The sequence below is a fragment of the Enterobacter cloacae complex sp. P15RS genome, from assembly GCF_014895905.1.
GTDB lineage: Bacteria > Pseudomonadota > Gammaproteobacteria > Enterobacterales > Enterobacteriaceae > Enterobacter > Enterobacter quasihormaechei.
Map to the genome: position 1 here is coordinate 212,131 of NZ_JADBQL010000025.1, position 19,249 is coordinate 231,379.

Genomic DNA, 19,249 nt, shown 5'->3' on the forward strand with positions numbered 1-19,249 from the left:
CCAAAAAAGCCGGGTGGCGCTCACGCTTACCCGGCCTAAGGTTCTGCGCTGTTTGTAGGCCGGGTAAGGCGAAGCCGCCACCCGGCTTTTTTATTTGCCCACGTAATACCGCTTCACCTCGTCAAACTGCATCGCAAACTCGATATAGCTCATCAGCGCGGGCGAATTGAGCTTACGGCTCGGATAGGCCAGCCACAGATCGTTTCCCTCAACGCTCCACTCGGGCAGCACTTTCACCAGCGCGCCCCTTTCGATTTTGTCTTCCAGCAGGAATGCGGGTAACAGCGTGATCCCCGCCCCGGCAATCGCGCACTCGCGGGCGTACACCAGGTTATCCGTCAGATGGGCGTTATCCGGCAGAAAGCGATAATCCTCGCTCTCGCTCTGCAACAACCATTCAGCCCAGGATTTATGGATAATACAACGGTGATCCACCAGCTGTCGGGGATGGGTTAACGGCTCCCGGCGCGCCAGATAGTCGGGCGATGCCAGCATGTAGCGTGGACAGTGCCCTATCATGCGGCCGATCAGGGAAGAGTCCTGAGGTTTCCCGGTTCGCAGGGCAACGTCGAAACCCGACTCCACAAGATCGAGGACATCATCTGAAATTGAGACATCGAGCGAAACGTCAGGATAGCGAAGCTGGAACTCGGCATTCATATGCGCCAGCAGGGTCGCGCCAATCCCCGCCGGACACGTAATACGCAGCCGTCCGCTGGGGTTTTCGCGCAGGCGCTGAATGGCATACTCCGCCCGCTCGCTGGCCGCCAGCATCTCGCGACAGTGCACCAGATAGTGCTCGCCCGCGAACGTCAGGCTGATCCTGCGCGTGGTGCGATTCAGCAGACGGATCCCCACCTGCTGTTCAAGCTGGCTGATGCGCTGGCTGACGCTGGATTTCGGCAGCTCAGCTTTCAGCGCCGCCGCGGTAAAGCTGCCCATTTCAGCCACCAGCGCAAACAGCGCCATATCCTGAAGCTGTTTAAACATGATTGTTCACCCCGTGCGAACGGTGAGCTCTGGATTGTCCATCTTATCACGCAGCTGACCCCTTACCAGACTAGCCTCAACAAGACGCATTTCATCGAGGAGCACAGGTCAGTGAAATGATTGCGCCGCAGGGGTGTATGCGTGGGGAGTAGTGGTTGAGTGCTGAGTGGATAATTCCCCTCACCCTAACCCTGCTCCCCCATCATCTCTTTCACCAGCTCGACGCAGCGCAGGAAACGGGTGTCGTAGTCCGACTCTTCAACATGCACAAACTCAACGTTGTTTTCGTTAAGCATCTCAACCAGCATGGTCTGGAACTCGCGCCTGTCTACCGAGCTGCCCAGGCTGCGCATGCCGTCGGCCACCCACGGCGTGTTGTTTTCCAGCAGGATCACCAGGTCAAAGCGATATTCGTCAATCAGCGCCTGCACAAACGGGTGCTCGCGTCCTTCGTACTTTTTACAGAACGCCTGCGTGGTGACGAAATCAGTATCAATAAACGCGACTTTGTTGGCGTATTTCACCGCAAAATCAATGTACTGGGCGTGTCCCAGCGCAATTTTATCGTAGTCGGAATACTGCAATGCCATCTCGTCACCGCCGAGGTGTGAGAAGACGTAATCGCGTCCGTACTCCCACGCGCTGGTGGTGTTGAAGATATTCGCCAGCTTATTGACCAGCGTCGATTTGCCGCTCGACTCGCCGCCAAGGATCGCCACCGTACGCACGAAGAACGGCTTCACCTCGGTCGGGATGTAGTCCCAGTAACGGAACGGGTTCTCGCGGATCTGCGCCCCGCTGATGTTCATAAAGGTGCGTTTAGGATCGATCAGCACCGTCTCGATGCCCAGATGCTCGCGGAACTGCGGCGCGTCGGACTCTTCAGAGGTGTAGATCCAGTTAGGCGTAATGCCCTTCTCTTCCATAAACGCTTTGACGCCGTTGCTCCACACGTCCCAGCCGTGCGGATACGGCTCCATGCCCTCTTCATTAAAGGCATGAATGCGAATATTTTTCTGATACTTAAACGTCTGAAGCAGCCAGCGCAGGCGGTCCGGCACCGTGGGCTGCTGCGACATAGCGCTGTCTTCAAACAGCTGGCGATCGCGGGTCTCATCGTAACCCATGATGATATGCAGCTCGTCGACCTGGCTACAGGCGCGCTGGATCAGATAGATGTGCCCGGTATGCAGCGGGTAGAACTTGCCGAACACCACGCCAATGTTCTTTTGCATCCGCGGAAATTCAAGCCCCAGAAAACGGTGCAGCGCTTCAAGCTTCTGCGCGCTGGGGCTTTTGATTTTGGCGTTCAGCAGTTGGCTCAGGTAGCCCTTGGTCATGCCGCTGGCGTCCGCCACCTGCTGCAACGTGCAGCCCTTCTGGCGGATCGCGGTCTTGATGTAGTCAAATGATGACATAAATTACGGTGCCTCCTGCAAAATCGAATACGTAATTATAAGTCGTCAAAGACATTTAACGCATCAGCGAGTTTTTTAACGCCAAAAACCTGCATCCCTTCCGGGATTTTTTTCGGCACGTTGGCGGCCGGAACAATCGCGCGGCGGAAGCCATGTTTTGCCGCTTCGGAGATACGCTCCTGTCCGCTCGGCACCGGGCGAATTTCGCCCGCCAGCCCCACTTCGCCAAACACCACCAGATCCTGCGGCAGCGGTCTGTCGCGCAGGCTGGAGACCATCGCCAGCAGCAGCGCCAGGTCCGCGCTGGTTTCGGTCACCTTTACGCCACCCACCACGTTGACGAACACATCCTGATCCGCCATTTGCAGGCCGCCGTGACGGTGCAGCACCGCCAGCAGGATCGCCAGGCGGTTCTGTTCCAGACCGACCGCCACGCGCCGTGGGTTGCCCATCATCGAGTGATCCACCAGCGCCTGAATTTCGACGAGCAGCGGACGCGTCCCCTCCCACAGCACCATCACCGAACTCCCGGACGTAATCTCGTCGCCACGGCTCAGGAAGATGGCCGACGGGTTGCTGACTTCGCGAAGCCCCTGCTCGGTCATGGCAAAAACGCCCAGCTCATTCACCGCGCCGAAGCGGTTTTTGTGGCTGCGCAGGGTACGGAAGCGGGAGTCCGCATCGCCGTCGAGCATCACCGAGCAGTCGATACAGTGCTCCAGCACCTTCGGCCCCGCCAGCGAGCCGTCTTTGGTGACGTGGCCGACCATCACAATCGCCACGCCGCGCGTTTTGGCAAAGCGCGTTAAATACGCAGCCGTTTCACGCACCTGCGCCACGCTGCCCGGCGAGGACTGAATGTCCGCCATGTGCATCACCTGGATGGAGTCGATCACCATCAGCTTCGGCTGCTCTTCTTCGGCGATCATGCAGATTTGCTCGATGCTGGTTTCCGACAGCATATTCAGGTTACCGGTCGGCAGGCCGAGACGGTGAGCGCGCATCGCCACCTGCTGGAGGGATTCTTCACCCGTCACGTACAGGGTTTTCATCTGTTCGGCGAGCTTGCAGAGCGTTTGCAGCAGCAGGGTCGATTTGCCCGCGCCCGGGTTACCGCCGATCAGAATCGCGCTGCCCGGCACCACGCCGCCGCCGAGCACGCGGTCAAATTCTTTGAATCCGGTTGAGAAGCGCGGCAGCGCCTCAAGGCTGATATCCGAAAGTTTTTGTACTTTCGACACGCCTGCATTGCCCGCATAGCCGCTCAGCCGTTCATTGCGGGCCACGCTCGGCGAAGCCGCCACACCACGCACTTCGGTGATGGTGTTCCAGGCATGACAGGCGCTGCATTGCCCCTGCCAGCGCGGATAATCCGCACCACATTCATTACAGACAAATGCGCGTTTTGGAGCTTTCGCCACGGTTTACCTCGTTATTTCTGTGCGGCCTGCGTGCCGGGTGGCGCTTACGCTTACCCGGCCTACAGCGCAGACCGTTATTTCTGGTTGATGCTGCCGGAGAGAATGCAGAACACCCCCATCAGGTCAGCGTGACGGATAGTGACTTCCGTCTTTTCATTCACTTTTGGCTTGGCGTGGTAGGCAATACCCAGACCGGCAGCTTTGATCATCGGCAGATCGTTCGCGCCATCGCCGATGGCGACGGTCTGCTCGACCGGAACGTCATATTTTTCCGCCAGACGCGTCAGCGTACTGGCTTTGTACTGCGCATCCACGATGTCGCCGATGACCTGTCCGGTCAGCTTGCCGTCCATGATCTCCAGCTCGTTTGCCACCACGGTTGTCAGACGCAGCTTGTCACGCAGGTAATCGGCAAAGAAGGTGAACCCACCGGAGGCAATCGCCACTTTCCAGCCGAGCGTCTCCAGCTTGAGCACCAGCTGCGTCAGCCCCGGCATCAGGGGCAGTTCATCGCGCACCTGACGCAAAATGTTCGCATCGGCTCCCTTCAGCGTCGCCACGCGTTGTCGCAAGCTGGCGGTGAAATCCAGCTCGCCGCGCATCGCGCGCTCGGTGACGTCCGCCACCAGCTCGCCGCTGCCCGCCAGTTTAGCGATCTCGTCGATACATTCGATCTGAATGGCGGTAGAGTCCATGTCCATCACCAGCAGGCCCGGCGTTTTCAGGTGCGGGATCTTGCCGAGCGGGGCAACGTCCAGCCCGGCATCGTGTGCCAGGCGCGTAGCGCGCTGCGTCAGGGAACCCGCGAGGCGAATGACCTGATAATCTTCCACGCACCAGGCCGCAACGATGACCATCGCTGCGCCCAGTTTGGTTTGATACTGGGTCAGGCGTTGCTTATCCAGGCCGCGTCCGTACAGCAGCCAGCCGCTACGGCCAGCGTGGTAATCGAGAGGCATCACCTCATCGCCACTTAACGAGAGCGGCAATCCTGGCCATAAAGAGACATCCGTTGGCAGGTCGCACCAGGTAATGTTCGGCATTGAAGCTCCTGTAATTTCGTTCGCGCCGGAAGGTTCCCGAGGGAAAATAACGCATGAGGCTACCCTGTAACCATCACTTCTGGCAACATTAAGCCGTAAATTTTCAGCAGGTGGAATATGGCTCGCGCAAAACTGAAATTCCGGCTTCATCGCGCCGTGATTGTCCTGATCTGTCTCGCCCTGTTAGTGGCGCTGATGCAGGGGGCATCCTGGTTTAGCCAGAATCACCAACGGCAACGTAACCCGCAGTTTGAAGAGCTGGCCCGCACGCTGGCGCGCCAGGTGACGCTTAACGTCGCGCCGTCTATGCGCACCGAAACGCCGGACGACAAGCGGATAGCCCAGGTATTGCGCCAGCTCACGGAAAACAGCCGCATTCTGGATGCGGGCGTGTACGATGAACAGGGCGACCTGATTGCCCGCGCGGGTGAGCATGTCGACGTGCGCGACAGGCTGGCGCTGGACGGCAAAAAAGCCGGCGGTTATTTCAGTCAGCAAATCGTCGAACCTATTGAGGGCAAAAATGGTCCACTCGGCTATTTACGCCTGACGCTCGATACCCACACCCTGCCAACCGAAGCCAAACAGGTGGATAACACCACCAATATTTTGCGCCTGATGCTGCTCCTCTCGCTGGCGATTGGCGTGGTACTGGCGCGTACGCTGCTGCAAGGCAAACGTACCCGCTGGCAGCAGTCGCCGTTCCTGCTAACCGCCAGCAAGCCGGTTCCCGAAGAGGAAGAGAGCGAGAAGAAAGAATAGTGATAAAGTAGGCAGATGATTCGGAAAAGGAACTCTGCCATGACGACGTTACGCCTGCTTATCTCTGACTCTTACGATCCCTGGTTTAATCTCGCGGTGGAAGAGTGCATCTTCCGCCAGATGCCCGCCACTCAGCGCGTGCTGTTTCTCTGGCGCAACGCCGATACGGTCGTCATTGGCCGCGCGCAAAACCCGTGGAAAGAGTGTAACACCCGCCGTATGGAAGAGGACAACGTCCGCCTTGCGCGCCGCAGCAGCGGCGGCGGCGCGGTGTTTCACGATCTGGGCAATACCTGCTTTACCTTTATGGCGGGCAAGCCTGAATACGATAAAACCATCTCGACCACCATTGTCCTCAACGCGCTCAATGCGCTCGGCGTGAAGGCCGAAGCCTCCGGACGTAACGATCTGGTCGTGAAAACGCCCGAGGGCGACCGGAAAGTGTCAGGCTCCGCCTACCGCGAGACCCTGGATCGCGGATTCCACCACGGTACCCTCCTGCTGAACGCCGACCTGAGCCGTCTGGCGAACTACCTCAACCCGGACAAGAAAAAGCTCCAGGCGAAAGGGATCACCTCCGTACGCGGTCGCGTGACGAATCTGGTGGAACTGCTGCCGGGCATTACTCACGAGCAAATTTGCGATGCGATCCGTGAAGCCTTCTTTGAGCATTACGGCGAGCGCGTGGAGGCGGAAGTGATCTCCCCCGATAAGACCCCCGACCTGCCCAACTTCGCTGAAACCTTTGCCCGCCAGAGCAGCTGGGAGTGGAACTTCGGCCAGGCACCGGCGTTTTCACACCTGCTGGACGAGCGCTTCACCTGGGGCGGCGTCGAGCTGCACTTTGACGTGGAAAAAGGCCATATCACCCGTACGCAGGTGTTTACCGATAGCCTGAATCCGGCACCGCTGGAGGCGCTGGCGGCACGGTTGCAGGGCTGTTTGTATCGGGCGGATATGCTGCAACAGGAGTGTGACGCGGTACTTGTTGATTTTCCGGAACAGGAACAAGAGTTGCGGGACTTATCGGCGTGGATTGCGCAGGCAGTACGCTAGTAAAAAAGCCCGCTGGCGCTGCGCTTAGCGGGCCTGGAAAACCGTAGGCCGGGTCAGGCAAAGCCGCCACCCGGCACAACAGCTCTTACTCTTTATCGCCCAGCAGAACGGATTCCAGCGCGATTTTGATCATGTCGTTGAAGGTGGTCTGACGCTCGGCAGCGGTGGTCTGCTCGTGGGTACGGATGTGGTCAGACACGGTGCAGATGGTCAGCGCTTTCGCACCAAACTCAGCCGCCACGCCGTAGATACCGGCCGCTTCCATTTCTACGCCCAGGATGCCGTATTTTTCCATCACGTCGAACATGTCGCCTTCTGGCGAGTAGAACAGATCGGCAGAGAACAGGTTGCCCACGCGCGCGTCAACGCCCAGTGCTTTTGCCGCGTCAACCGCGTTACGCACCATGTCGAAGTCGGCGATTGCCGCAAAATCGTGATCCTTAAAGCGGATGCGGTTAACTTTAGAGTCGGTACACGCGCCCATGCCGATCACCACGTCACGCAGCTTAACGTCCATACGCACCGCACCGCAGGAGCCAACGCGGATGATTTTCTTCACGCCGAAATCGGTGATCAGCTCTTTGGTGTAGATGGAGCAGGACGGGATACCCATACCGTGGCCCATAACGGAGATTTTGCGGCCTTTATAGGTACCGGTGAAGCCCAGCATGCCGCGCACGTTGTTCACTTCACGCACGTCTTCGAGGAAAGTTTCTGCAATGTGCTTCGCGCGCAGCGGGTCGCCAGGCATCAATACGACGTCAGCGAAATCACCCATTTCTGCATTAATGTGAGGAGTTGCCATCTTCAGTTCCTTTTCATTTGTTTTTTTTTGCCCGGTGGCGCTTCGCTTACCGGGCCTACGGTTTTGTAGGCCGGGTTAGGCTCAGCCGCCACCCGGCAATGACATCAGAACATAGCCTTGCCATATTCCATGTCAGACGTACCAAAGTATTTCGCAATTGTCTGGCCGATGTCCGCGAAGGTTTCACGGTGCCCCAGCGAACCCGGTTTTACTTTCGGGCCGTACACCAGCACCGGAATGTGCTCGCGGGTGTGGTCGGTACCGGTCCAGGTTGGGTCACAGCCGTGGTCGGCGGTCAGGATCAGAATGTCATCTTCCCCCACCAGCTCCATCAGCTCTGGCAGACGGCGGTCGAACAGCTCCAGCCCTGCCGCGTAACCTGCTACATCGCGACGGTGGCCCCAGGAGGAGTCGAAGTCCACGAAGTTGGTGAAAACAATGGTCTTATCGCCCGCCTCTTTCATCTCTTTGATGGTAGCGTCGAACAGCGCATCCAGACCGGTCGCTTTGACCTTTTTGGTAATGCCGCAGTTGGCGTAAATGTCCGCGATTTTACCGACGGAAACGACCTGACCGCCTTTCTCGTCGACGAGCTTTTGCAGCACGGTAGGTGCCGGTGGCTCAACGGCCAGGTCGTGACGGTTACCGGTACGCTGGAAGTTACCCGCTTTGTCGCCGATAAACGGACGTGCGATCACGCGGCCAATGTTGTAGCCGCCTTCGGTCAGCTCTTCACGGGCGATTTCGCACAGCTCGTAGAGTTTATCCAGGCCAAACGTCTCTTCGTGGCAGGCAATCTGGAACACGGAGTCAGCAGAGGTGTAGAAAATCGGCTTGCCGGTTTTCATGTGCTCTTCGCCGAGCTGATCCAGAATCACGGTACCGGAAGAGTGGCAGTTACCGAGGTAGCCCGGCAGGTTGGCGCGCTTCACCAGCTTATCGAGCAGCTCCTGCGGGAAGCTGTTCTCGTGATCGGAGAAGTAACCCCAGTCGAACAGCACCGGCACACCGGCGATTTCCCAGTGGCCGGACGGGGTATCTTTCCCGGAAGAGAGCTCGTGCGCCCAGGCGTAGGCGCCCACGACTTCCGCGTTACCGTCCATACCGGCTGCGATTTTACCGGTAGAGCCTTCATGCGCTTTTACCAGCCCGAGGCGGGTCAGATTTGGCAGGTTCAGAGGGCCTTTACGACCGTTATCCGCTTCGCCTTTTGCACAGGCTTCCGCGATGTGACCCAGGGTATCGGAACCCACGTCACCAAAACGTTCTGCATCTTCGGTTGCGCCGATGCCGAATGAGTCCAGCACCATAATAAATGCACGTTTCATAATTGTTCTCCGTACTTAGTGCTTCATAAAAATGCGATCAGATCAGTATACCGCTATTCAGTGATACGACGATAGACCGTCGGTGTGGTTTCCGGTGCTTTATCGTCAAGAGATATTGCCGCTTTCACCGCTTTCGCCGCGTCCTGCCAGCTGGCTTCGTCCTTCGCGTGGATCACCGCCAGCGGACGTTGACCGTCAACGCTGTCGCCCAGACGGGCCATATCGGTAAAGCCGACGTTGTAATCAATGGTGTCCGATGCCTGACGACGACCGCCGCCCATAGACACGACAGCCATGCCGAGCGCGCGGGTGTCTATGGCGGAGACAAAACCTTCGCTGTCCGCGTAGACCGCCTTGCTGAGCATCGCGGTTGGCAGGTATTTCGCATAGTTTTCCACGAAGTCGGTCGGGCCTTTCTGCGCCGCCACCATACGGCCAAAGATCTCCGCCGCTTTGCCGTTGTCCAGCACCGCCTGAAGCTTCGCGCGGGCTTCCGCATCGTCTTTGGCCAGCTTGCCGGAAATCAGCATCTCCACGCACAGCGCCATGGTGACGTCGAACAGGCGCGGGTTGCGGTATTCGCCAGTGAGGAACTGCACGGCTTCGCGGACTTCAACGGCGTTACCGGCGCTGGAGGCCAGCACCTGGTTCATGTCGGTCAGCAGTGCGGTGGTGCGCACGCCCGCGCCGTTGGAGACGCCAACGATCGCTTCGGCAAGCTGAGCAGAGAGTTCATAGGTCGGCATAAACGCGCCGCTGCCCACCTTCACGTCCATCACCAGCGCGTCCAGCCCTTCCGCCAGTTTTTTGGCGAGGATAGAGGCGGTGATCAGCGGAATGGAGTCTACGGTGGCGGTAATATCGCGCGTCGCGTAAAAACGCTTGTCTGCCGGCGCAAGAGAGCTGGTCTGGCCGATAATCGCCACGCCAACGTCTTTAATAATCTCGCGGAAGCGATTGTCATCCGGGAAGATATCGAAGCCCGGAATGGCTTCCAGTTTGTCGAGCGTACCGCCGGTGTGGCCCAGGCCGCGCCCGGAGATCATGGGAACGTAACCGCCACAGGCTGCCACCATAGGGCCGAGCATCAGCGAAGTCACATCCCCCACGCCGCCGGTGGAGTGTTTGTCCACAATCGGGCCGTTGAGGTTGAGGCTTTTCCAGTCCAGAACGGTTCCTGAATCTCGCATCGCCATGGTCAGCGACACGCGCTCAGGCATCGACATATCGTGGAAGAAAATGGTCATCGCCAGGGCAGCAATCTGCCCTTCTGAGACGGTGTTGTCACGAATGCCGTTGATGAAGAAGCGGATCTCTTCGTCGCTTAAAGCAAGACCATCACGTTTTTTACGAATAATTTCTTGTGCGAGAAACACGGTAACCTCCATGCGGAATCGGGGGAGTTGTGGCGGGTACACTTACCCGCCCTGCGATCCTGTAGGCCGGATAAGCGAAGCGTCATCCGGCATTGTCTGGCAATCAGTAGCTGCTTGCGCTCTTACCGTCGCCGTGACCCAGCGCTTTCAGCAGGCTGGCCAGCAGGCTGGACGCGCCGAAACGGTAGTGACGGGAATCCGCCCAGTCGGCACCAAACAGCTCGTCGGCAATTGCCAGGAACTGCTGCGCGTCTTCGGCGGTACGTACGCCGCCCGCAGGTTTGAAGCCAACGGTTTTGGATACGCCCATATCGCGAATGACTTCCATCATGATGCGCGCGCTTTCCGGCGTGGCGTTGACGGGCACTTTACCGGTAGAGGTTTTAATGAAATCTGCGCCAGCGTTGATGGAGATTTCAGACGCCTTACGAATCAGCGCTTCTTCTTTCAGCTCGCCGGTTTCGATGATCACTTTCAGCAGCACGTTTGCCGCCGCACAGGCGTCTTTACAGGCTTTCACCAGGTCAAAGCCAACCTGCTCATTGCCGGCAATCAGCGCGCGGTACGGGAAGACCACGTCAACTTCGTCTGCGCCGTAGGCAATCGCCGCGCGGGTTTCCGCCAGCGCAATCTCAATGTCGTCATTGCCGTGCGGGAAGTTAGTCACGGTTGCAATGCGCACGTCCGGCGTGCCCTGCTCTTTCAGCGTTTTGCGGGCAATCGGGATAAAGCGCGGGTAGATACAAACGGCGGCGGTGTTACCCACTGGCGTTTTCGCCTGATGGCACAGGGCGATGACTTTTTCATTGGTGTCGTCATCGTTCAGGGTGGTCAGGTCCATCAGCTTCAACGCGCGCAGGCTGCTTGCAGTTAAATCGGTCATAACATTCTCCAACGGCAGTGCCGTATCAATTTTACCTTGCGGGTCTGTGAGTATTCTAACATTCACCCGCCTCTACACTTCGACATTCATCACAGTTAATGAAAACTGTGTGCAAATTTGCATTACTGTAATGAGATCTTCTTCAAACTTTCATGCACCAACCGCCGACTAAAGCAGCGATACCCCCTGTCGGATCAAAAGCGCCAACGGGCTGGCTTTCTACAATTCGTTCACCATCCGCAGAACCCTCAAGGAAGTTGAACATGCCCGACGCCCTGCAACAACGATGCCAGCACATTGTGACAAGCCCGGTGTTAACCCCGGAACAAAAACGTCATTTTCTGGCGCTGGAAGCGGAAAACAATCTGCCCTATCCCGCTCTGCCAGAGGCGGCACGCGCCGCGCTGGATGAGGGATTTATCTGCGACATGTTCGAAGGCCATGCGCCTTACAAACCGCGCTACGTGCTGCCGGACTACGCTAAATTCCTGGCTAACGGTTCAGAATGGCTGGAGCTGGAAGGGGCGAACGATCTGGATGATGCCCTCTCGCTGCTCACTATCCTTTACCACCACGTTCCGTCCGTCACGTCCATGCCGGTCTATCTGGGCCAGCTTGATGAAATCCTCAGTCCTTATGTTAAAATTCTAACACAGGATGAAATCGATAGCCGAATAAAACGTTTCTGGCGCTATCTGGACCGCACCCTGCCAGACGCCTTTATGCATGCTAATATCGGCCCGGCGGATACGCCCGTCACCCGCGCCATTCTGCGCGCAGATGCTGAACTGAAGCAGGTTGCGCCGAATCTGACCTTTATCTACGACCCGGACGTTACCCCCGACGATTTGCTGCTGAGCGTGGCGAAAAACATTTGTGAGTGCAGCAAGCCGCATATTTCCAACGGTCCGGTGAATGATAAAATTTTCACAAAAGGTCGCTATGGCGTGGTGAGCTGTTACAACTCCCTGCCGCTCGCAGGCGGCGGCAGCACGCTGGTGCGCCTTAACCTGAAAGCGATTGCGGAGCACAGCCACTCCCCGGAAGACTTTTTCACCCGTACCCTGCCCCACTACTGTCAGCAGCAAATCGCAATAATCGACGCGCGCTGCGATTTTTTATATGAGCAGTCCGGCTTCTTTGAGAATAGCTTCCTGGTAAAAGAGGGGCTGATTGATGCCGATCGTTTTGTGCCGATGTTTGGTATGTACGGCCTGGCCGAAGCGGTGAACGTACTGTGCGAGAAAGCAGGCATAGCGGGACGGTACGGTAAAAGCGAGCAGGCCAATGCGCTGGGCTACCGCATCAGTGAACAGCTTGCGGCGTTTGTTGAAAACACGCCGGTGAAATACGGCTGGCAGCATCGCGCAATGCTGCATGCGCAGTCAGGGATCAGTTCTGATTCGGGCACCACGCCGGGGGCGCGTCTGCCGTACGGTGACGAGCCGGATCCCATCAGCCACCTGCTCGCCGTAGCGCCACACCATAAACACTATCACTCGGGGATCAGCGATATTCTTACCCTTGATGAGACGGTCAAACGCAATCCTCAGGCGGTGGTGCAGCTGTGCCTGGGGGCGTTTAACGCCGGTATGCGTGAATTCACCGCGAATGTGGCGGGAAACGAACTGGTGCGCGTTACCGGGTATATGGTTCGCTTGTCGGATCTGGAGAAATACCGGGAAGCGGGTTCGAGAACGAACACCACGTGGCTGGGTGAAGAGGCCGCGCGCAATACCCGTATTCTGGAACGTCAGCCGCGCGTGATTAGTCATGAACAACAGATGCGCTTTAGTTAGTCAGGTCATCCCCTTCTCCTGCGTGGACGGGCCGGGCAGTCGCCTGGCGCTGTTCCTCCAGGGCTGTAACCTGCGCTGCAAAACCTGCCACAATTCGTGGACGATAGGGCGCTGCAACGACTGCGGCGAGTGCGTTCCTCACTGCCCTCATGACGCGCTGACTCTTCAGGCCGGGCGCGTCTGGTGGCAGGAAAGTCACTGTCAGCAGTGCGACACCTGTCTGCACCTGTGTCCGCAGCAGGCGACGCCGATGGCGCAGCGCTACAGCGTCGAGGAGATCCTCGCCCGGGTCCGCACGTCTGCGCCTTTTATTGAGGGCGTGACCGTCAGCGGGGGTGAAGCCACCACACAGCTGCCGTTTGTGGTGGCGCTGTTCACCGCGATCAAAGCCGATCCGTCCCTGCGCCATCTGACGTGCCTGGTAGACAGCAACGGTATGTTAAGCGAAACCGGCTGGCAAAAGCTGTTACCGGTGTTTGACGGCGCGATGGTGGATCTGAAAGCCTGGGGCAATGAGCATCACCGTTTTCTGACCGGGCGCGAAAATTCGCTGATCAAGCAGAGCATCCGCTGGCTGGCCGAGCGTCATCGCCTGACGGAACTGCGCCTGCTGGCGATCCCCGATCGGTGTGATTATCTGCAACATCTGCCATCGCTGACCGCTTTTATCCACGCATTGGGGAACGTTCCGGTCCGGATCAACGCGTTTCATGCCCATGGGGTTTACGGGGAGGCGGCGCAATGGCGGAGCGCCACGCCGGAGGACGTCGAGCCGCTGGCGCGGGCGCTGGAACAGCAGCACATTACGGTGATCCGCCCGGCCCTTTATCTATAGCGTGATGCCAAAGACCGCGCGGGTATTTTCCAGCAGCGCGCCGGCAATCACCTCTTCAGGTTCCTGACGCAGTTCACACAGCACGTCAAAAACGCGCGCCGCCTGCTCCGGGCGGTTGGGCTGGCCCTGAAAACCATTCAGCGGCATGTCAGGCGCATCCGTTTCCAGCAGGAGCGAAGACAGGGGGAGTTGCGCCATCACGTCGCGGGTTTTGCTGGCTCGCGGATAGGTGATGGTGCCGCCGACGCCAATCTTATAGCCCAGCCCGATAAAACGCTGCGCCTGCTGAAGGCTGCCGGCGAAACCGTGGACCACGCCCGTGCGCGGCAAATCGATGCGCTTCAGGTGCATCGCCAGTTTGTCATGGGTACGTCTGGAGTGGAGGATCACCGGCAGATCGTGACGCTTTGCCAGCCGGAGCTGCGCATCCAGGATCGTCTGCTGGCGTTCAAACTGCGGATCTTCACGATAGAGATCGAGGCCGATCTCCCCGATAGCAACCAGCTTCGTATCCGCGTTTTGCAGCGAGGCATCCAGCCTGTCGATATGTTCATCAAGATGGTGCTCAATCACGATCGGATGCAGACCCAGCGCGGCGTACAGCGCATCGTGAACGCGGGCAAGTTCCAGGACTTTCTCAAACCTCGCCGCCTCAATAGCCGGGACAATAATGGCCCTCACGCCGGCCTGAGCCGCGCGCGCGATGCTTGCGGCTTCCTCACCGCTAAACGGGGGGAAATCAAAGTGGCAATGGGTATCGATAAAGCAGTGCGTCACGCCAGATCCTCATTATCGAGTAGGCTATCGTTGGCCTGTGGCGCGTCCACCAGCGGCATCGCCACCGCGTCATTGGCCACAACGGCGGGCGGCAATATGATGCTTTTATGCCGATGAAGCGGCGGTTGCTCGGCCAGCATTTTCCCGACGGTCGCCAGGAAGTAACGTCCGCACAGCCGCCCCGTTTTGTAGTCCATACGCAACGCAGGCAGCCGGCTGCCCAGCGCCATGCTCAGCAGCGGCTTAGGCGGATAAATTTCAAAGATGCGCAGCTTGCCCGGGGGTTTTTCAATAAAGCGCTGCATCGCGCCGTAGGTCGTTTCATGCTGCTTTGCGATATTTACCAGCGGTTGCAGGCTGCTGTCGCCCAGCCAGCGTTCCATACGCTTAAACCACTGTGGGGTGTAATACATCTGCGAAGGCACCGTACGGATCACCACAATGGTGTTCGCCCCACGCCGCGCCGCCTCCTGTACCGGTACCGCGTCGCTGATACCGCCATCAAGATAGCTGATCCCCTCCAGCAGCGCGCCGGTGCGGTAGAATCCGGGGATCGCGCTGGAGGCACGGATGATATCCAGCCAGTTCTCTTTCTGCGGCGAAAAGTAACCCGGTGAATAGTCATCGCCGCGGCTGGCGCACATCCAGAACTCTTTTCCGGTATCGAACAGTCGTGACGCGGTATCCATGGCCAGCGGCATCTGGCTGGAGGTGGCATCCAGCAGCCAGTCGAGATCGATCAGGTTCCCGCCGCGCACGAAGCGTACCGGGTTGAAGAACGCTTTGGAGGTGGTGTAGCGCATAATCACTTTGCGCGCATAGCCGGGCTGGTTACAGACGTAGGCAGAGAGATTCTGCGCCCCGGCAGAGGTGCCGAAATAGAGATCGAACGGGTTAAACTCAGCGCGCATAAATTCGTCCAGCACGCCTGCTGTGAAAATACCGCGCTGTCCGCCCCCTTCACAGACCAGCGCAAGCTGGCCTGCATGGAATGGTTTTAACGTCAGCGGCGCAATATTGCCGATCGTCACGGGAATTCGCTGCCCCACCTCTGCCTTCCTGTTTTCATTATTATGTTCAGACACAGTAACGCAGATCCCTGCCGGTTCTCAAACGAGAAAAAGCCAGTCACGAGGACTGGCTTGAGTTTGTTTAATGAATATTGCGTTTGCTACGGGCGACGTCGACCCGTAAACAGGCTCACCAGGAACAGAATAATACCGACGACGAAGACAATTTTCGCTGCCCATGCCGCGGTACCCGCCAGTCCACCAAAGCCCAATGCGGCGGCAATTAACGCGATAACCAGAAATATAATGCCCCAACGAAACATAAGCCTCTCCTTTACCATAGTTAATGTCGGCCGCTAAACGTGAGCGCTCAGGCCACTCACCGGCGTTTTTCCAGAGTCGTTTTTATTTCGCCCGCGGCGTTAAGCCAGACGGGCGAGTGGTGCTGCTTTACTTCGTTTTCAGATCGTTTTTAACGCTTTTCACACCATCAATCGCTTTCGCAATTGATTCAGCACGATCGCTTTGTGCCTGGTTCTCAACCGTACCGGACAGCTGAACCACACCATCGGTGGTTTCAACTTTCACCATACGGGACGGCACGATGTCGTCCGCTAACAGTTTAGCTTTGATTTCGCTGGTAGTTGCTGCATCTCCGGCATAACCCTTCACCGAAGACTCTTTGCTGTCACGTACGTGCAGTTTGTCGCTGACGGAGCTTACGCCCTCAACGCCTTTGGCCACTTTAACGGCCTCTTCGGCCTGGGTCTGGCTTTCAACGAAACCGCTCAGGGTGACAACCTTGTTGTCGGTTTTAACAGAAATATCGGTGCTCTTAATGGATTCATGATCCACCAGTGCGGCTTTCACTTTTGCTGTGATAGAGCTGTCATCCATGAAATTACCGACTTTATTCATAGAGCTATCGATTTTTTCCCCTGCGGTATTGGCAGTATTTTGTGCTTTATCCATGGTGCTGGTTTCCGCCAGAGCAGAACCGCTTACCAGGACACTACCCAACGTTACAGCCAGCAGAGTTTTAGAAATCTTCAGTCTTGTCATATTCATCGATTTATTCCTGTGTTTTGCCCGTTATTCGGGCGACATACTTCCCTAAATCTTGGTTTTATATATTGCGAATTAACACACGGGCGAAATGGAGAACCAGTGGACATGCATTGAACAGTTAATTCATCCATGCCCGGTGCTAAACACTGAGTTAAATATAGATCACAATTACGGGGGTGCATTCAGAATTGGGGAAAAAACGAACGAATAGCGAAAAATTGCGTTGAATTAAGAACATTCCGCAAGGGTTTAATAACACAGGAATTAAAGAAGAGCACGGCGGCTGCCGTGCTCTGAGAGGGAATTAATGCTCGCGCGTTTTGCGGAACTGAACGTCAGGATAACGTTCCTGCGTCAGGTTCAGGTTCACCATGGTTGGGGCGATATAGGTCAGATTATCGCCGCCATCCAGCGCCAGCTGAACTTCGTTCTTACGCTTAAATTCTTCGAATTTCTTCACGTCTGAACACTCAACCCAGCGCGCGGTCGCCACGTTCACCGATTCGTAAATCGCTTCCACGTTGTACTCGCTCTTAAGACGGGCAACCACCACGTCAAACTGAAGCACACCCACCGCGCCCACGATCAGATCGTTGTTGGCGATTGGGCGGAACACCTGTACAGCCCCCTCTTCGGAAAGCTGAACCAGGCCTTTCAGCAGCTGCTTCTGCTTCAGCGGATCGCGCAGGCGAATGCGGCGGAACAGTTCCGGCGCGAAGTTCGGGATACCGGTGAACTTCATCATTTCGCCCTGCGTGAAGGTATCGCCAATCTGAATGGTACCGTGGTTGTGCAGACCAATGATATCGCCCGGATAGGCTTCTTCCACGTGCGAACGGTCGCCCGCCATGAAGGTCAGCGCGTCGGAGATCACTACGTCTTTGCCGATACGCACCTGACGCAGCTTCATGCCCTTCTCGTATTTACCGGACACTACGCGCATAAAGGCGACGCGGTCGCGGTGTTTCGGGTCCATGTTGGCCTGAATTTTAAAGACGAAGCCGGAGAACTTCTCTTCCTTCGCTTCGACTTCACGGGTATCGGTTTTACGCGGCATCGGCTGCGGGGCCCACTCAACCAGACCGTCGAGCATATGGTCAACGCCGAAGTTGCCGAGGGCGGTACCGAAGAAGACCGGGGTAATTTCACCGCTCAGGAACAGCTCTCTGTCGAACTCGTGAGAGGCGCCTTGCACCAGCTCCAGCTCATCGCGCAGCTGGGCGGCCAGCTCTTCACCGACGGCGGCGTCCAGCTCCGGGTTGTCCAGACCTTTTACAATGCGGACTTCCTGAATGGTGTGGCCCTTACCGGTCTGGTACAGGTAGGTTTCGTCTTTATAGAGGTGATAAACCCCTTTGAACAGCTTGCCGCAGCCAATCGGCCAGGTGATGGGCGCGCAGGCGATCTTCAGCTCGTTTTCCACTTCATCCATCAGCTCCATCGGGTCACGGATGTCACGGTCGAGTTTGTTCATAAAGGTGAGGATCGGCGTATCGCGCAGACGGGTCACTTCCATCAGCTTGCGGGTACGATCTTCAACACCTTTCGCGGCGTCGATCACCATCAGGCAGCAGTCCACCGCCGTCAGGGTACGGTAGGTATCTTCGGAGAAGTCTTCGTGCCCCGGGGTGTCCAGCAGGTTCACCAGGCAGTCGTGATACGGGAACTGCATCACGGAGGTGGTAATCGAAATACCACGCTGCTTTTCCATCTCCATCCAGTCAGATTTTGCATGCTGGCTGGAGCCACGGCCTTTAACGGTACCCGCGGTCTGGATCGCCTGTCCGAACAGCAACACCTTCTCGGTGATGGTCGTTTTACCGGCATCCGGGTGCGAGATAATGGCAAAAGTGCGGCGTTTGGCCACCTCTTGCAGATAAGGAGACAACGTCATAATCAATTCTTCTTAGGTAGGCGCGGCAGCAGGCCGCGCATCATGGAATACGGAAAATGCGGCTATTTTACCCATCAACAGGGGGCAGGCAATCATTGTTTACACAGGAGCTGCTCCAGTTCGTTCAATGACGTGACGGTCCAGGTCGGCTTGATGCCTTCCGGCAGCTCGCGACCATGCGCGTTCAGCCAGACGGTCGACAGACCCGATTTCATACCCCCCAGAATATCAGATTCTGCGGTATCGCCCACCATTAGCACACGATCGCGGTCAGGATTGCCAGCCTGCGCCAGCGCATAATCGAAAATACGCGGATCCGGCTTCGGTACGCCCACCTGCTCGGAGATCACCAGCGCGTCGAAATGATCGCGCAGGCCGGTACGCTCAAGGCGGATCTGCTGAAGCGCGGTAAAACCGTTGGTGATGATCCCAAGCTTCACCTTTCCTTTCAGTGAATCCAGCAGGGAAACGGCGCCGGGCAGCGGCGCGCAGATATCCGCCATCGCATTCAGGAACGCCTCGTTCAGCGCCCCTGGACTGACTTTTAACCGCTCCGCCCAGGCGTCAAAACGCTGATGCTGAAGCTGTAACGCGGTGATGGCTCCGTTCTGGTAGTCCACCCACAGCGGTTTATTCACCGCCTGATAGTCCTGAAAATCTTCAGCGGTGAAGGTCACGCTATAGTCGAGAAACATCCGCTGTAGGCCGCCGAACGAGTCAAACGTAAACAGCGTTTCGTCGGCATCAAAGAAAATCCAGTCCCATTTCATCGTTACAACCTTAT

At 57.3% G+C, this 19,249-nt stretch carries 18 protein-coding genes; 4 read left to right on the plus strand and 14 right to left on the minus strand.

Annotation, left to right across the window (positions count from 1 at the left end; all coding sequences use genetic code 11):
• Nucleotides 1-90: 90 nt before the first annotated feature.
• The 4 genes from IM267_RS16350 to serB form a co-directional block, all read right to left on the minus strand.
• Nucleotides 91-990: a LysR family transcriptional regulator gene (locus IM267_RS16350; protein ID WP_193033826.1), complete on the minus strand. Its 900-nt coding sequence runs from the start codon at nucleotides 988-990 to the stop codon at nucleotides 91-93.
• A gap of 185 nt (nucleotides 991-1,175) precedes the next feature.
• Complete coding sequence (gene nadR / locus IM267_RS16355; RefSeq protein WP_063867411.1) at nucleotides 1,176-2,408, minus strand: multifunctional transcriptional regulator/nicotinamide-nucleotide adenylyltransferase/ribosylnicotinamide kinase NadR; 1,233 nt, start codon at nucleotides 2,406-2,408, stop codon at nucleotides 1,176-1,178.
• 35 nt (nucleotides 2,409-2,443) lie between these two features.
• Entirely contained in the window at nucleotides 2,444-3,829 is a 1,386-nt protein-coding gene (radA, locus tag IM267_RS16360) for a DNA repair protein RadA (RefSeq protein WP_003856523.1), read from the minus strand.
• Nucleotides 3,830-3,903: 74 nt separating this feature from the next.
• Nucleotides 3,904-4,872 (minus strand): phosphoserine phosphatase, encoded by a 969-nt coding sequence (gene serB, locus IM267_RS16365; RefSeq protein WP_107534658.1) that lies wholly within the window; start codon nucleotides 4,870-4,872, stop codon nucleotides 3,904-3,906.
• A gap of 117 nt (nucleotides 4,873-4,989) precedes the next feature.
• On the opposite strand from serB, the gene IM267_RS16370 reads away from it, so the two are divergent.
• Nucleotides 4,990-5,634, plus strand: coding sequence for a YtjB family periplasmic protein (locus tag IM267_RS16370; RefSeq protein ID WP_063867409.1), 645 nt, complete (start codon nucleotides 4,990-4,992; stop codon nucleotides 5,632-5,634).
• A gap of 39 nt (nucleotides 5,635-5,673) precedes the next feature.
• Entirely contained in the window at nucleotides 5,674-6,690 is a 1,017-nt protein-coding gene (gene lplA / locus IM267_RS16375) for a lipoate--protein ligase LplA (RefSeq protein WP_193033827.1), read from the plus strand.
• A gap of 85 nt (nucleotides 6,691-6,775) precedes the next feature.
• Here the strand turns inward: lplA and deoD are convergent, their stop codons facing one another.
• The 4 genes from deoD to deoC form a co-directional block, all read right to left on the minus strand.
• Complete coding sequence (gene deoD / locus IM267_RS16380; protein WP_003856538.1) at nucleotides 6,776-7,495, minus strand: purine-nucleoside phosphorylase; 720 nt, start codon at nucleotides 7,493-7,495, stop codon at nucleotides 6,776-6,778.
• Nucleotides 7,496-7,599: 104 nt separating this feature from the next.
• Nucleotides 7,600-8,823 carry a phosphopentomutase gene (gene deoB, locus IM267_RS16385; protein WP_063867407.1) on the minus strand — a complete coding sequence of 408 codons (1,224 nt, stop codon included), beginning with the start codon at nucleotides 8,821-8,823 and terminating at the stop codon, nucleotides 7,600-7,602.
• A 53-nt stretch (nucleotides 8,824-8,876) separates the two neighbouring features.
• Nucleotides 8,877-10,199, minus strand: a complete 1,323-nt coding sequence (deoA, locus tag IM267_RS16390) for a thymidine phosphorylase (protein WP_193033828.1) — start codon at nucleotides 10,197-10,199, stop codon at nucleotides 8,877-8,879.
• 103 nt (nucleotides 10,200-10,302) lie between these two features.
• The gene (gene deoC / locus IM267_RS16395) at nucleotides 10,303-11,082 is read right to left on the minus strand and encodes a deoxyribose-phosphate aldolase (RefSeq protein ID WP_063867406.1); all 780 of its coding nucleotides are present in this window, start codon (nucleotides 11,080-11,082) and stop codon (nucleotides 10,303-10,305) included.
• A gap of 263 nt (nucleotides 11,083-11,345) precedes the next feature.
• Between deoC and IM267_RS16400 the strand changes: the two genes are divergently transcribed.
• Nucleotides 11,346-12,881 carry a YjjI family glycine radical enzyme gene (locus tag IM267_RS16400; protein WP_193033829.1) on the plus strand — a complete coding sequence of 512 codons (1,536 nt, stop codon included), beginning with the start codon at nucleotides 11,346-11,348 and terminating at the stop codon, nucleotides 12,879-12,881.
• The gene (locus IM267_RS16405; protein ID WP_193033830.1) at nucleotides 12,856-13,716 is read left to right on the plus strand and encodes a YjjW family glycine radical enzyme activase; all 861 of its coding nucleotides are present in this window, start codon (nucleotides 12,856-12,858) and stop codon (nucleotides 13,714-13,716) included. Before IM267_RS16400 ends, IM267_RS16405 begins: the two co-directional genes overlap by 26 nt.
• Here the strand turns inward: IM267_RS16405 and IM267_RS16410 are convergent.
• The 6 genes from IM267_RS16410 to yjjG form a co-directional block, all read right to left on the minus strand.
• Nucleotides 13,711-14,493 carry a TatD family hydrolase gene (locus IM267_RS16410; protein WP_193033831.1) on the minus strand — a complete coding sequence of 261 codons (783 nt, stop codon included), beginning with the start codon at nucleotides 14,491-14,493 and terminating at the stop codon, nucleotides 13,711-13,713. The genes IM267_RS16405 and IM267_RS16410 overlap by 6 nt on opposite strands.
• Nucleotides 14,490-15,542 carry a patatin family protein gene (locus IM267_RS16415; RefSeq protein ID WP_193033832.1) on the minus strand — a complete coding sequence of 351 codons (1,053 nt, stop codon included), beginning with the start codon at nucleotides 15,540-15,542 and terminating at the stop codon, nucleotides 14,490-14,492. The genes IM267_RS16410 and IM267_RS16415 overlap by 4 nt, the downstream gene beginning before the upstream one ends.
• 122 nt (nucleotides 15,543-15,664) lie before the next feature.
• Nucleotides 15,665-15,826, minus strand: a complete 162-nt coding sequence (locus tag IM267_RS16420; protein WP_003856556.1) for a DUF1328 domain-containing protein — start codon at nucleotides 15,824-15,826, stop codon at nucleotides 15,665-15,667.
• Nucleotides 15,827-15,953: 127 nt separating this feature from the next.
• Nucleotides 15,954-16,571 carry a molecular chaperone OsmY gene (osmY, locus tag IM267_RS16425; RefSeq protein WP_063450727.1) on the minus strand — a complete coding sequence of 206 codons (618 nt, stop codon included), beginning with the start codon at nucleotides 16,569-16,571 and terminating at the stop codon, nucleotides 15,954-15,956.
• 304 nt (nucleotides 16,572-16,875) lie between these two features.
• Complete coding sequence (gene prfC, locus IM267_RS16430) at nucleotides 16,876-18,465, minus strand: peptide chain release factor 3 (RefSeq protein ID WP_063450728.1); 1,590 nt, start codon at nucleotides 18,463-18,465, stop codon at nucleotides 16,876-16,878.
• A 92-nt stretch (nucleotides 18,466-18,557) separates the two neighbouring features.
• Nucleotides 18,558-19,235 (minus strand): pyrimidine 5'-nucleotidase, encoded by a 678-nt coding sequence (yjjG, locus tag IM267_RS16435; protein WP_193033833.1) that lies wholly within the window; start codon nucleotides 19,233-19,235, stop codon nucleotides 18,558-18,560.
• Nucleotides 19,236-19,249: the final 14 nt, after the last annotated feature.